This window comes from Rhodococcus sp. AD45-ID, from assembly GCF_003023755.1.
Taxonomy (GTDB): domain Bacteria; phylum Actinomycetota; class Actinomycetes; order Mycobacteriales; family Mycobacteriaceae; genus Rhodococcus_F; species Rhodococcus_F globerula.
The window spans coordinates 128,886-141,777 of sequence record NZ_PYHL01000003.1 but is presented as its reverse complement, the minus strand read 5'-3'; the positions used below and the strand labels follow the sequence as shown (position 1 = coordinate 141,777).

The window sequence follows — 12,892 nt, the reverse complement described above, 5'->3', positions numbered from 1 at the left end:
GTCTCAGCCACTGCTGGCGTCGGCGCACGGCCGTCGTGAATAAGCCGAAGGAAACTGACATATGAGTATGAAGAGCAGCACAATCGCTCTGAGCGCAGCCAGTTTGATCACCGCAGCACTTGTTCTCTCGGGATGCAGCAGCTCCGACGACGGCGAGGCTGTCTCGGAGGCCACCTCGGTAGCGACCTCCGCAACTACCTCGGCCGCCGCGGCAACAACGTCGGATGACAGCATCAGCTTCAGCGGCGAACGTGTCACCCTCAACTCCGGCACCGACGCCGACGCACCGGCCATCAGCGTCAGCCTTCCGGACGGATGGTCGCAGACCCAGAAAGTCACCACCGGAAGCGTCACGGACATCCTGTCCAGCAACCAGGCCGATGCAAACGGCTTCATGCCGAACACGACATTGACGGTGGAAAGCCAGGGCACCGCAAGCCCCGACGACGTTCTTGCCGGCGCCCAGGCGTCGCTCGGCATGCTCAACGGATGGACCGAGGTGAACAAGGTCGACCTCGACATCGACGGACAGAAGGCGATCCGCATCGCCGGAACCTGGTCGCCGCCGAACGTTGACGTTCCCCTGTTGGCGGTCATGACCGTCATCGCCTACCAGGCTGACGAATCGTCTCCCGTGTACCTGGTGAGCTTCGCGAATCAGTTCACCGATAAGGAAGACATGGCGCTCTCCGACCAGGTCGAGGAAATCAACACGTCAATCGAATTCGGCTAAGCCCCCCGTGCGCGTTTCTGGTCGTTCCCACTACCGGAAACGCGCACCGGGCCGAAGGCCCTAGCTGCTACGGCGACGACGCGCGATGTCGGCCAACACAACTCCGGCAGCAACCGAAGCGTTGAGCGACTCGACCGGTCCAGCCATGGGGATGGACAGAATCGCGTCACAGTTCTCGCGGACGAGACGTGAGAGTCCCTTGCCCTCCGAACCGACCACGATCACCACTGGACCGCTGCCGTCGAAATCGTCGAGAGTGGTGTCGCCACCGGCGTCGAGGCCCACAACCTGTACACCCTTGGACGCCCAGTCCTTGAGCGTGCGAGTGAGGTTGGTGGCGCGAGCAATCGGCAGACGAGCAGCAGCACCGGCACTGGTACGCCAAGCGACGGCACTGACACTGGCGCTACGACGCTCGGGAATCACGACGCCGTGTCCACCGAAAGCCGCGACCGAGCGCACGACGGCGCCCAGGTTGCGGGGGTCGGTGATGTTGTCCAGCGCGACGAGCAACGGCGGCTCGGCGTGCTTACGCGCCTCGGACAGGAGATCGTCCGGATGTGCGTAACGGTACGGCGGAACCTGCAGCGCGATGCCCTGGTGAAGACCGTTGGCACTCAGGCGATCCAGATCGGTACGCGGTACTTCGAGAATGGAGATTCCGGCATCAGCGGCAAGCTGAACGGATTCCTTCAGGCGGTCGTCGCTCTCGGTGCCGACGGCAACCCACAGCGCCGTCGCCGGAACGCCAGCGCGCAGGCACTCGACCACCGGGTTGCGTCCGAGCACTGTCTCGGGACCGTCGAGAACCTTGCGGCCCGGACCCGGACGGCCACCACGACCCTGCTTCTCGTCGGCCCGTGCGGCGCGCGCTGCACGCTTCGCCGCGGGATGCTTGGTGCGTGCCTCGGCGGGTGGCGTAGCGCCACGCCCTTCGAGACCGCGACGGTGCTTACCGCCGGAACCGGCAACCTGGCCCTTCTTGGTGCCGCCCTTACGGACTGCGCCGCGCCTGCTCGAGTTTCCAGCCATTGTTACTGCCCTGCCTTCAGGGACCATTCGGGTCCGTCGGGAGTATCGGTTACTTCGATACCCGCCTTGATGAGGCGATCACGGACTTCATCCGCCACCGCCCAGTTCTTTTCCGTCCGTGCCTGCTGCCGCCGATCGAGATCGGCGCGCACCAACACGTCCAAAGCTTCCATTGCCGCCTCGGTGTCGCCACCGGACTGCGACCAATGCGCGTCGAGGGGGTCGACGCCCAGGATGGCGAGCATCGCTCGCACCTGACCTGCCGCCACGCGCGCCGCGCCCAGGTCTCCCGCTGCGAGCGCGGTATTGCCCGCACTCGCCTTGCCGTGAATCTCGGCCAACGCGATCGGGACCGACAAGTCGTTGTCGAGCGCTTCCGCGAAACCTTCTGTCCACGTTCCGAGTTCGACGCCACCTGCGCGCTTGTGCGTACGCAGGACAAACGCCTCGAGTCCTTGGTACGACTTGGCACTCTCTTCGAGGGCTTCGTCCGAGTACTCGAGATTCGAACGGTAGTGAGCACTACCGAGGTAGTACCTAAGTTCTTGCGGGCGAACCTTTTTCAAGACATTCGGCACCGACAGCACATTGCCGAGCGACTTGGACATCTTCTCGCCACTCATCGTGACCCAGCCGTTGTGCAGCCAGTACTGAGCAAAATCGTCGCCGACGCATTTTGCCTGGGCAATCTCGTTCTCGTGATGAGGGAAGACCAAATCCCTTCCACCGCAGTGAATATCGAATGCGGCGCCGAGATAGAACTCCGCCATGGCCGAGCATTCGAGATGCCAACCGGGACGGCCGGGTCCCCACGGAGTCGGCCACGAGGGTTCGCCAGGCTTGGCCGTCTTCCACAGCGTGAAGTCACGCGGGTCACGCTTGCCCTCGGCAGCACTCTCACCCTGATGGACGTCGTCGAGCTTGTGCCCGGAGAGTGCGCCGTATTCGGGGTAGCTCTGCACGTCGAAGTAGACGTCACCGCCCGCGGCGTACGCATGACCGTTCGCGATGAGACGCTCCATCATCGTGACCATCTGCGTGACGTGACCGGTGGCCCGCGGTTCGATCGACGGCGGCAATACACCCAACTGGTCGTATGCCCACGTGAAGGAACGCTCGAACGTCGTGGCCCACTCCCACCAGGGACGGCCGGCGTCGGCAGCCTTGTTCAATATCTTGTCGTCGATATCCGTCACATTGCGCACGAATGCAACGTCGTTGTCGTGCGCCAGCAACCACCGGCGCAGCACGTCGAATGCGACGCCGCTACGCACGTGTCCGATGTGAGGATCACCCTGGACTGTCGCCCCACACAGGTACACCGATGCATGTCCGGGGACCAACGGAACAAAATCCCGCAGGGCCCGCGTACCGGTGTCGTATAGGCGCAGGGTCACGACCAGCGATCTTACCTGTCGTTGCCGGTTGTCATGACCAACGCGGTGGCCATGGCGGCGATCCCCTCGCCGCGCCCGGTCAAACCGAGTCCATCGGTGGTGGTGGCGGAGACCGAAACCGGGGCACCGAGAACCTCGGAGAGGACCCGCTGCGCCTCATCGCGACGCGGACCGATCTTGGGGCGATTCCCGATGACCTGAACTGCGGCATTGCCCACCGTGAACTGGTTTTCCTCGAGCAACCGCCGAACCTCGGCGAGCATCCGGACGCCACTCACTCCGTCCCATTCCGGCCTCCCGGTACCGAAGACGGATCCGAGGTCGCCCAATCCCGCCGCGGAGAGAAGAGCGTCACACAACGCGTGAACGGCAACATCGCCGTCGGAATGCCCGGAGCAGCCGTCAGCATCCTCGAATAACAAACCGGCCATCCAACACGGCCGTCCTACCTCGATGGGATGAACATCCGTCCCCAGACCGACTCGCATCTAATTTCCGTCCTTACGAATCCGCATCCAGAAGTGCTCGGGCAAGTACCAGGTCGAGTGGCGTCGTGATCTTGAAGGCATGAGCTTCACCGGCGATGGTCTGTACGGAAACGCCGAGTCGCTCGACCAACGACGCGTCGTCCGTTGCCGCCAGATCACCGGCATCGTAGGCCTCGCGCAATACCTGCGTGGAAAAGCCCTGGGGAGTTTGTACCGCACGAAGTTCGCTGCGAAGCGGAGTACCGGTAACCATGCCGAGAACATCGACGGACTTGATGGTGTCCGTGACCGGCAGCACGGGAATGACCGCAGCGCTGCCCGCCTTCAGTTCTGCGACAACCCGCGCAATCATCGCCGGCGGAGTCAAAGCTCGCGCAGCATCGTGCACGAGTACGAACTCTGCGTCTCCGGCCGCCTCGAGCCCGGCCCGCACGGAATCCGTGCGCTCTGCTCCACCTGCAACCACGTCGACGTCGTCGCTACGCCCGAGATCAGCCTTGACTGATCCGAGAAGTTCAGGCGGCACAATCACAACAACGCGGTCGACCGCTCCGGATTTCCGGAGCCCGTCAACCGCGCGTGCAAGCATGGTGCGCCCACCGAGTTCGACGAATGCCTTGGGTATTTGCTCACCCAAGCGCAATCCCCGACCTGCGGCAGGAACCAGTGCGACTACCGACACTGTCAGCTTTGTTGTGGTGTTGGTTCAGGACGCGGTCGCGAGGACCTCGTCGAGAATGATCTCAGCCTTTTCGTTGTCAGTGCCCTCGGCGAGCGCGAGCTCCCCGACGAGAATCTGACGAGCCTTGGCAAGCATGCGCTTCTCACCAGCAGAAAGCCCACGATCCTGCTCACGACGCCACAAGTCACGAACAACCTCGGCGACCTTGTTCACGTCACCTGAAGCAAGCTTCTCGAGGTTCGCCTTGTATCGACGAGACCAGTTGGTGGGCTCTTCGGTGTGCGGTGCACGCAGAACCTGGAAAACCTTGTCGAGGCCTTCCTGGCCGACGACGTCGCGAACTCCGACGTATTCTGCGTTGTCTGCGGGAACTCGAACTGTCAGATCGCCTTGAGCAACCTTCAGAACGAGATATTCCCTCTGCTCACCCTTGATGGTGCGGGTTTCGATAGCTTCGATCAGCGCCGCACCGTGATGGGGGTATACGACGGTGTCTCCGACCTTGAAAATCATGTGTCCCGTGCCCCTTTCGATTCCACTAGTTTAACACGTCGAAGAACCAGCCATGCATCAACGGCGCAGGTCAGGGGCATCCTTGCTCGAGCGTAGGGGTTGACAGTGCCTGTTGGACGTGCATTCAACCAGCGTCGACGGCCTGTTCACGGTGGCGTGAAAGCCCACGCGGACAACCGTTGTGGCTACCCAGCGACCGGCCCGCGAGAGCTGACTACTACTCTGCCTAGTGGAGTGCGAACCTGACGCCCTGGAGGACAAACCGTGACTGCTATCCGCAAGCCGACTCGCCGAGTCGCTACCGCCATTGCACTGGCTGCAGGCGCAGCCATCGCGCTGTCCGCATGCGGCTCGGGACAGGTGAGCCAGACTGCCGTCCAGCAGGCCGCCGTGAACGGCAACAGTGCCACCGTTGGTGACATCGCCCTGCGCAACGTGCATATCGCTTACCCCTCGTCCGAGGAATACAGCATCGAACCCGGCGGAAAGGCCGTGCTGGCCTTCACGATCGTGAACGAGAGCACGGAGACGACCGACAAGCTGGTGAGCATCACCACTGACTACGCTGCAAGCGTTGTCGCCGGTGAAGAGGTCGCCGGATTGGTGCTCAAGCCGCAGACATCCCTGCAGGCCGGAGAGCTTCCCGCGGGCGAGTCCGCCGAGGCCGAAGCCGAGACGCAGATCGAGAACAAGGACCAGAACACAGACGCTCCCGCAGCGCTCGTGCTCGTGGTCCTCGAAGACATCAAGGCCGGCGTTCGCCCGGGCCTGACCATCCCGATCACCTTCACCTTCGAGAAGGCCGGCCCCGTCACGGTTCAGGTTCCTGTCGATGCGGGCCCACAACTCGAGCGTGACGTATCCGAGAAGTCACCGGTCGAGGGCTCAGGACACTGAGCTTGTAAACCTCAGGCGGACACTGCGTTTCGCCAAGGTCACGAATTGCCACACTAGAGGCGGGGTCCATGTCGGACCTCGCCTCTAGTCTGTTCCGGTGGCCAAAGCGAAATCGAACTACCGGTGCTCCGAATGCAAATCCGTCGTGCCCAAATGGGTCGGCCGCTGCCCCGAGTGCGACACGTGGGGCTCCATGTCCGAAGTGTCCGTCGTCGCTCCGGTCGCCAGTCGCGCGGGGGCATCGCTCGCCAAGGCCGGATCGGCCGCTGTCCTGCCCACCACACCCGCCACTCCGCTCACCCAGATCGACAGCCAGAGCACCAAGGCCAAGCCCACCGGGATCGGTGAACTCGATCGAGTTCTCGGCGGTGGTGTCGTTCCCGGGTCGGTCGTCCTGCTCGCCGGGGAACCTGGCGTCGGCAAATCCACGCTGCTGCTCGAGGTCGTCTACCGGTGGGCGATGCGGAGTCCGCAAGACCGCGCGCTGTACGTCACCGGAGAGGAGTCGGCCGGGCAGGTCAGGCTCCGGGCCGATCGCACCAATTCCGTCCACGAACGGATGTATCTGGCCGCGGAAAATGATCTCGCGACCATCCTCGGCCACGTCGAGCAGGTCAAACCCACCCTGGTGATCGTCGACTCCGTGCAGACCATGCTCGCGGCCGACGTCGACGGCGTTGTCGGTGGCGTCACACAGGTCAAAGCGGTCACCAGCGCGCTCACGTCGTTGGCGAAGTCCAGCGGAATCCCCGTACTCCTTATCGGCCACGTCACCAAGGACGGAGCCGTAGCCGGCCCACGGTCGCTCGAGCATCTCGTCGACGTTGTCCTACATTTCGAAGGAGACAAACACTCCACGCTTCGCATGGTCCGCGGCGTGAAGAACCGATTCGGAGCAGCCGACGAGGTGGGTTGTTTCGAACTCACCGAACAAGGCATCAACGAAATCAGCGATCCGTCCGGATTGTTCCTCCACCATCGGGAAGAGATGGTGGAGGGCACTGCTGTCACCGTGATGATGGACGGCAAACGCCCGCTGCTCGGCGAAGTACAGGCATTAGTGGCGCCTACCCCACTCCCCACTCCCCGCCGCGCTGTGAGCGGCCTGGACACCGCGCGCGTCGCCATGGTTCTGGCGGTGCTCGAGCGACGCGCCGGAGTATCGATCGCCAAAGCCGACGTCTACGCGGCAACGGTGGGCGGCATGCGAATGACGGAACCGGGTGCCGATTTGGCCCTCGCCATCGCCGTGACGTCCGCAGTGAAGGGAAAGCCAGTTCCCAAGGGAATGGTGATCCTCGGCGAAGTCGGACTCGCCGGTGAGGTTCGCCGAGTTGCCGGCGTCAACCGACGACTGATCGAAGCTGCCCGATTGGGATTCACGAGCGCAATAGTGCCGGTCGACTCCGGGCCGAACATTCCCGGCATGCGAGTCAACGAAGTGACGAACATCGCCGAAGCTTTGACCTACGCCGGTTTGCTCGGCGGCAAGCAGGGCGCGCCTCGACCCAAACTCACCCCCGTCAAATGACGGAGGTGCTCAGCACAGGGCAATCAGACGGACGAGGTCCCGAACGGCGATGTCGGAACGCCGTCCACAAATTCCTGGGTCTTGGCAAAATGCTCGGCCGTGATGGTCAGGAACAGTCCACGCGACGTTCCGACAATGACGTCCGGATCAGCCGCCGGACCTTCGACGATGACAGCTTCTGCGCTGGTGTAGACCTTGCGGCGAACGGTGCCCTCGACGCGAGCCCGGAACTCGAGAACCGAACCAAGCGGAATCGGCCGAGCAAAGTCGATCTCGAGGTGACCGGTCACCACCGGAGTGCCGAGGACCATGCATGCCACGCCCTGCACCTCGTCGAAAGCGGTGGAGAGAATTCCGCCGTGAATGACTCCGGGTCCACCCTGGTACTTCTTCGCGACTTCGAGGCGTCCGGTCACTTCGAGGCCCTCGCCCGCCTTGAAACTCATCGCCATCCCGGCCGGCTGATCGTCGCCGCAACCGAAGCACTTCGACCAGTGCTGAGGCAACTTCTCACCCGCCGCCGGGAAGAATTCGACGGGCACGGGCACGGTCAGGTCGTCAGGCAAAGTCCAGGAGCTACTCACGGATAGGTAATCTAATCGAAGGATCTGCCAGTACCAGCTATCGGACCCGGACTTAGTGACATCGACCTCAGCAGGGAGTTTCTCAATGATCAGTGCGATGGCGGATCCCCAGTCGTCGCCGGCGTTGAGAGAAACCATCGCCAGATTGGCCCCCGGAACCGCGCTGCGCGACGGCCTCGAACGCATTCTTCGAGGTCGCACCGGCGCCCTGATCGTCCTCGGTTACGACGACGAGATCGAAGCGCTCTGCGACGGTGGTTTCAACCTCGACGTCGAGTTCGCGCCCACCCGCCTTCGGGAACTCTCGAAGATGGACGGTGCCGTGGTGCTGTCCACGGACGGCTCGCACATCGTCCGCGCAAATGTTCAACTCGTTCCGGACCACAAAATCCCGACCGTCGAATCCGGTACTCGGCACCGGGCAGCGGAACGCACGGCAATCCAGACCGGATACCCGGTCGTGTCGGTAAGCCAGTCGATGTCGATCGTGAGCGTCTACGTCGGCGGCATCAGACACGTCATCGAAGGTTCCGCCACGATCCTTTCCCGGGCAAATCAAGCCGTTGCGACACTCGAGCGATACAAGGCACGCCTCGACGAGGTCACCAGATCGCTGTCCGTCGTCGAGATCGAGGACTTCGTAACTCTGCGCGACGCATTGACGGTGGTGCAGAGACTCGAGATGGTTCGACGCGTATCGCTCGAAATCGAACAGGACGTCCTCGAACTCGGCACCGACGGTCGCCAGCTCGCCCTTCAGCTCGAAGAACTGGTCGGCGACAACGACATTGCGCGTCAGCTCATCGTTCGCGACTACCTTGCCGGCCCCGAGCCGGTCGGAACCGCCGCGATGGACAATGTGCTCGCTGCCCTGGACCGTGTCACCGATGCCGATCTCCTCGACCTGACAACACTCGCCCGAGTGCTCGGTTACCCGGGCACGATCGAAGCCCTCGATACCCCGATGACACCCCGCGGATACCGGGTTCTCATGCGGGTACCGCGGCTTCAGTTCCATCAGATCCACCGATTGGTCGGATCATTCGGCACCTTGCAAGCTCTGTTGGCTGCTACTGCGGCCGACCTTCAATCAGTCGAAGGTATCGGTGGGCTGTGGGCCCGTCACATCCGCGAAGGTCTGTCACGGCTCGCCGAATCTTCGATCACCGGTTCGTTCAACTAGGCGATATTGAACGGCTCCGCGCCGCTACTAGGCGATATTGAACGGCTCCGCGCCACTACGTAGTGCACCGAGCTGGCCGACCACGGTGTACGCGCCGGGACCCACGGGATTGCGCTGCGGATTCTGCGAAGTGGCGCAGTCCGGAGTCGACGTCGTGGCGGACCAGGCAACCTTGAAGGCGGCCTGCTCACCCGGTTCGAGGTTGCGCACATCCGGAGCAGGCTGCGGGTAGCAGTCGACGTTGGACCACAGTCGGTTCTTACCGTCGATGCTGTAGACAAGCACCTGCTGGAGTCCACCGGCCAGGTCGCGATCACACGCGGCGGAACCGATGTTCGTGATGACAATCGTGAAGGTCGGTTCCTCACCACCGGCGAAGGTCGGCTTGTCTGCGGTTGCCTTGACTGCGAGGGACGAGTCGGCACACTGCCCAGCAGGCACCGGAGCCGCACTGGTCGCCGAGGTTGTCGAACTCGCAGCAGCGGACGTCGCAGAACCATTCGAACCGGAATCACCACTGCCGCCGCCACCGTTGCCGCCGGAGCTGTTGCTTCCTGACGGGTTCGGCGTGAACGACACCTCCGACGTCAGTGAGGAAGTCACGGCCGCGGCATCTGCTTCGGCAGGATCGTCTCCCCCACCGACCAGTGCCGAAATCGCCCAGATCAGCAACACCAGGGCGATAACGGCAGCACCGATGGCCAGAGCCCGGCGACGCCAGTAGATCTGAGGGGGCAGTGGTCCATTCGGTTCCAACACGGTCTCAACGGTAGTTGGCGAAAGGCTCACAAACGGTCAGCTGAGACGGCGTGTCGGCACCGTGTGACGAAGGACTGCGGGGATTATCCCGGCCTACTCGCCGATTTCGCCTACTACGCCCTGCAGGCGCATGTGTCCGTCGGACAGCGTGTAGGTGACACCTGCGATCGCGCACTCTCCCTTGGCCACCTTGTCGGCAATGATTCGTGACCGCTGCATGATGAGCGAGCCCGTCTCGACAACGTGCCGGCCCTCGAGTTCGTCGACAGTCTTCAGGCCTTCGTTGCGTCCCATGAGAATGGACGGCGCAACGCGTTCGATCACACTGCGAATGAAACCGTCTGGCACTGCGCCCTTGTCGAGAGCGTCGAGCGTGGCTTTGACGGCGCCACAGCCGTCGTGCCCGAGCACAACGATGAGAGGCACGTTGAGAACATGGACGGCGTACTCGATGGAGCCGAGAACGGAATCGTCGAGCACGTGACCTGCAGTGCGGACGACGAACATGTCACCCAACCCCTGATCGAAGATGATCTCGGCGGCAACACGTGAATCACCACAACCGAACAGCACGGCGGTGGGGTGCTGTTCGTTGACCAGCTTCGCGCGATCCGCGATTCCCTGGCTGGGATGGATGGACTCGCCGCCCACAAATCGCTCGTTTCCCTCACGGAGGGACTTCCAGGCGGACTTAGGACTTGAATTCGGCATTTCAATATTGTGCACCCGCCGCGATTTTCCGACACATCGGGAAGGGCCTGGTCGCGGAAACCAACCGCCTTGTCCGTAGTCCGGCGCACGAAGGAGCGCGGACCTCCGCAGCGTACGATCCCCCCAGGCCTTATCGAACGATAGCTAATGGAGAAGTCATGGTCACGAAGAATTCGGCGAAAACCGCCACCACCGAGGCCAGTTGGCGACTGATCGAGCCACTCGAACTGAGCCCCATCCTCCAAGCTGCCCTCGAAGGATTCTACGACAACGGCTTCCACGGCACCTCAGTGCGAGACATCGCGCGTCGCGTCGGTGTCACGATTCCTGCGCTGTACTACCACCATCAGAGCAAGGAAGGGATTCTCCTCGCGCTCTTGGAGATCTCGACCGGCGACGTGCTCGCGCGTGCACACACCGCATCGGCCGACGGCGGTGACGACCCGTGCGAACAGCTCACGAATGTCGTCGAAGCAATCGTGCTGCGCATGACAACCCGATCACGCCTGGCGGCCCTCGAAGGTGAGGTGCGGTACCTCAGCCCCGAGAACCGCCAGCGATACCGCGTTGTCCGCAAGGGTATCGAGAAACTCGCCCTCGGCATCGTCAGCGATGGCGTCGAACGAGGAGTGTTCTCTGTCGCCGATACAGCCGAGACCACTCGCGCACTACTCGCCATGTGTCAGTCCATTCCGCGGTGGTACCACGCGGAAGGCGAACTCAGCCCGGAGGAAGTCGCCAAGAAATACGCAGAGATCGCCCTGAACACGGTGGGATACAAGCCTCGCCGCAAGCGGACTCGCTAGTTCTCACAGTGCTGCGTACTGCGCTCGAAGTTCGCGCTTGAGTATCTTTCCGGTAGCGCCAAGTGGAAGTTCAGCAACGACGTCGATCGATTTCGGGCACTTGTATCCGGCGAGACGTGCTCGCGTGAATGCGAGTATCGCGGTGGCATCGAGTTCGTGATCTGCAGCAGCGACCACCACCGCCTTGACTGCCTCACCCCAGACCGGATCCTCCACTCCGACAACGGCAACCTGTGAAACGCCGGGATATTCGGCGATCACCGATTCGACCTCGACGGGGTACACGTTCTCGCCACCGGAGATGATCATGTCCTTGATCCGATCGGTGATGTAGACGTATCCATCGTCGTCGATCCGTCCGACATCGCCGGTGTGAAACCAACCGTCTGCATCGATCGCAGCCGCCGTCTCAGTCGGACGTTCGTAGTAGCCCTGCGTAGTCTGCTCGGATCTGATGCAGATCTCCCCCGACTCTCCAAGTGCTACCGACTCTCCAAGCATTCCTTCGGATGTTCCCGCGCCCACAACCTTCAACTCCACCCAGGGGTACGGCTTGCCCACCGACCGCAACAGCGAGGCTCTCTCTCCGTCAACCGAATGGTCGGCCGCATCGAGTTGTGTTACAGCTCCGTGTGTTTCGGTCAAACCGTAGACCTGAAACAGCGGGGTGTCGAATGTGTCGAGAGCTCGCCTCAACACTGCCGGTGTGATCGGCGAGGACCCGTAGGCGATAGATCTGAGCGCTGCAAAATCTCGGTCTCGCGCGCCCGGTACTTCGACCATCATCCCGATCACGGAAGGCACCAGGAATGTATTCGTGATGCTCATGGTCTCCAACACGTCCAGCAGGTCAGGCGGCGTGAACTCCGACAGAATCACGTTGTGCGCGCCGTTCGCGAGACCGACGAGGACCCAACCCAATCCACCGATGTGAAACAGCGGCATCGCACACAAGCTGACAGATGATTCGTCGAATCCCCACGGGCCACCGGTCTGTGTGCACGCCCCGAGGTTCCGGTTCGACGTGAGAACACCTTTGGGCTTTGCCGTCGTACCGGACGTATAGAGTTGCAGAACAACGTCATCCGAGCCTCCACGCCAACCGGGATCCACCGCGCTCGCACCAGCCAATCGAGCTTCGTAGTCCAATGGGCCGGTGCCGTCGATCTGAACCCACCGCTGCATCGGCGCTCCGGATTCCCGGACTGCGGAGACCACCCCGTCGAATTCACCGTGAAAGAACAACACTTGCGCTTCCGAATCGGCGAGCACCTCGGCGGCCTCCGCACCGGACAATCGCCAATTCACCGGGATGGTCACTGCCCCGATCTTCGCCGCGGCCAGCACTGCCTCGACTACCTGCGTGGAACTTCTGTCCACGACCGCCACCCGAGAGCCCGGACCACAACCGAGCGCGATCAGGACATTCGCAAGCCTGTTTGTTCGAATGTCCAACTCCGCGAAAGTGATCGAACCATCACGGCCAGTCAGAGCAAGGGCGTCGGGGCGAGCAAGAGCATGACGACGACTCTCGTCGGCGAGGCGGTACTCCGTAATCATGTGAGTAGATCTTTCT

The 12,892-nt window shown here is 62.5% G+C and carries 14 protein-coding genes; 5 read left to right on the top strand and 9 right to left on the bottom strand.

Annotated features, from left to right (window positions below; translation table 11 throughout):
- Window positions 1–61 precede the first annotated feature (61 nt).
- Window positions 62–733, top strand: coding sequence for an LpqN/LpqT family lipoprotein (locus C7T36_RS24745; RefSeq protein WP_033232551.1), 672 nt, complete (start codon window positions 62–64; stop codon window positions 731–733).
- A 60-nt stretch (window positions 734–793) separates the two neighbouring features.
- Here the strand turns inward: C7T36_RS24745 and rlmB are convergent, their stop codons facing one another.
- From rlmB to C7T36_RS24720, 5 genes are read right to left on the bottom strand one after another with little or no spacing between them, the layout of a single operon-like run.
- Window positions 794–1,765: a 23S rRNA (guanosine(2251)-2'-O)-methyltransferase RlmB gene (gene rlmB / locus C7T36_RS24740; protein WP_033232555.1), complete on the bottom strand. Its 972-nt coding sequence runs from the start codon at window positions 1,763–1,765 to the stop codon at window positions 794–796.
- Between the two features lie 2 nt (window positions 1,766–1,767).
- Entirely contained in the window at window positions 1,768–3,162 is a 1,395-nt protein-coding gene (gene cysS, locus C7T36_RS24735) for a cysteine--tRNA ligase (RefSeq protein ID WP_033232556.1), read from the bottom strand.
- Between the two features lie 11 nt (window positions 3,163–3,173).
- Window positions 3,174–3,650, bottom strand: a complete 477-nt coding sequence (ispF, locus tag C7T36_RS24730; protein ID WP_033232559.1) for a 2-C-methyl-D-erythritol 2,4-cyclodiphosphate synthase — start codon at window positions 3,648–3,650, stop codon at window positions 3,174–3,176.
- Window positions 3,651–3,663: 13 nt separating this feature from the next.
- A complete protein-coding gene (ispD, locus tag C7T36_RS24725) occupies window positions 3,664–4,332 on the bottom strand; it encodes a 2-C-methyl-D-erythritol 4-phosphate cytidylyltransferase (RefSeq protein WP_084702895.1) in 669 nt (222 codons plus the stop codon).
- A 24-nt stretch (window positions 4,333–4,356) separates the two neighbouring features.
- Complete coding sequence (locus C7T36_RS24720; RefSeq protein WP_033232561.1) at window positions 4,357–4,845, bottom strand: CarD family transcriptional regulator; 489 nt, start codon at window positions 4,843–4,845, stop codon at window positions 4,357–4,359.
- Between the two features lie 264 nt (window positions 4,846–5,109).
- On the opposite strand from C7T36_RS24720, the gene C7T36_RS24715 reads away from it, so the two are divergent.
- Entirely contained in the window at window positions 5,110–5,742 is a 633-nt protein-coding gene (locus tag C7T36_RS24715) for an LpqE protein (protein WP_045068399.1), read from the top strand.
- Window positions 5,743–5,839: 97 nt separating this feature from the next.
- Window positions 5,840–7,273 carry a DNA repair protein RadA gene (radA, locus tag C7T36_RS24710; protein WP_033232563.1) on the top strand — a complete coding sequence of 478 codons (1,434 nt, stop codon included), beginning with the start codon at window positions 5,840–5,842 and terminating at the stop codon, window positions 7,271–7,273.
- Window positions 7,274–7,296: 23 nt separating this feature from the next.
- Here the strand turns inward: radA and C7T36_RS24705 are convergent, their stop codons facing one another.
- Window positions 7,297–7,857, bottom strand: coding sequence for a PaaI family thioesterase (locus C7T36_RS24705; protein ID WP_045068397.1), 561 nt, complete (start codon window positions 7,855–7,857; stop codon window positions 7,297–7,299).
- 97 nt (window positions 7,858–7,954) lie between these two features.
- Here C7T36_RS24705 and disA point away from each other — a divergent pair, with 97 nt between their 5' ends.
- A complete protein-coding gene (disA, locus tag C7T36_RS24700) occupies window positions 7,955–9,040 on the top strand; it encodes a DNA integrity scanning diadenylate cyclase DisA (protein ID WP_033232701.1) in 1,086 nt (361 codons plus the stop codon).
- Window positions 9,041–9,067: 27 nt separating this feature from the next.
- On the opposite strand, the gene C7T36_RS24695 is transcribed toward disA, so the two are convergent.
- Entirely contained in the window at window positions 9,068–9,799 is a 732-nt protein-coding gene (locus C7T36_RS24695) for a DUF4232 domain-containing protein (protein WP_045068394.1), read from the bottom strand.
- Between the two features lie 93 nt (window positions 9,800–9,892).
- Window positions 9,893–10,510: a carbonic anhydrase gene (locus C7T36_RS24690; protein ID WP_033232570.1), complete on the bottom strand. Its 618-nt coding sequence runs from the start codon at window positions 10,508–10,510 to the stop codon at window positions 9,893–9,895.
- 158 nt (window positions 10,511–10,668) lie between these two features.
- Between C7T36_RS24690 and C7T36_RS24685 the strand changes: the two genes are divergently transcribed.
- A complete protein-coding gene (locus tag C7T36_RS24685; RefSeq protein ID WP_033232572.1) occupies window positions 10,669–11,316 on the top strand; it encodes a TetR/AcrR family transcriptional regulator in 648 nt (215 codons plus the stop codon).
- A gap of 3 nt (window positions 11,317–11,319) precedes the next feature.
- Here the strand turns inward: C7T36_RS24685 and C7T36_RS24680 are convergent, their stop codons facing one another.
- Window positions 11,320–12,876, bottom strand: coding sequence for a long-chain-fatty-acid--CoA ligase (locus C7T36_RS24680; protein WP_045068390.1), 1,557 nt, complete (start codon window positions 12,874–12,876; stop codon window positions 11,320–11,322).
- Window positions 12,877–12,892: the final 16 nt, after the last annotated feature.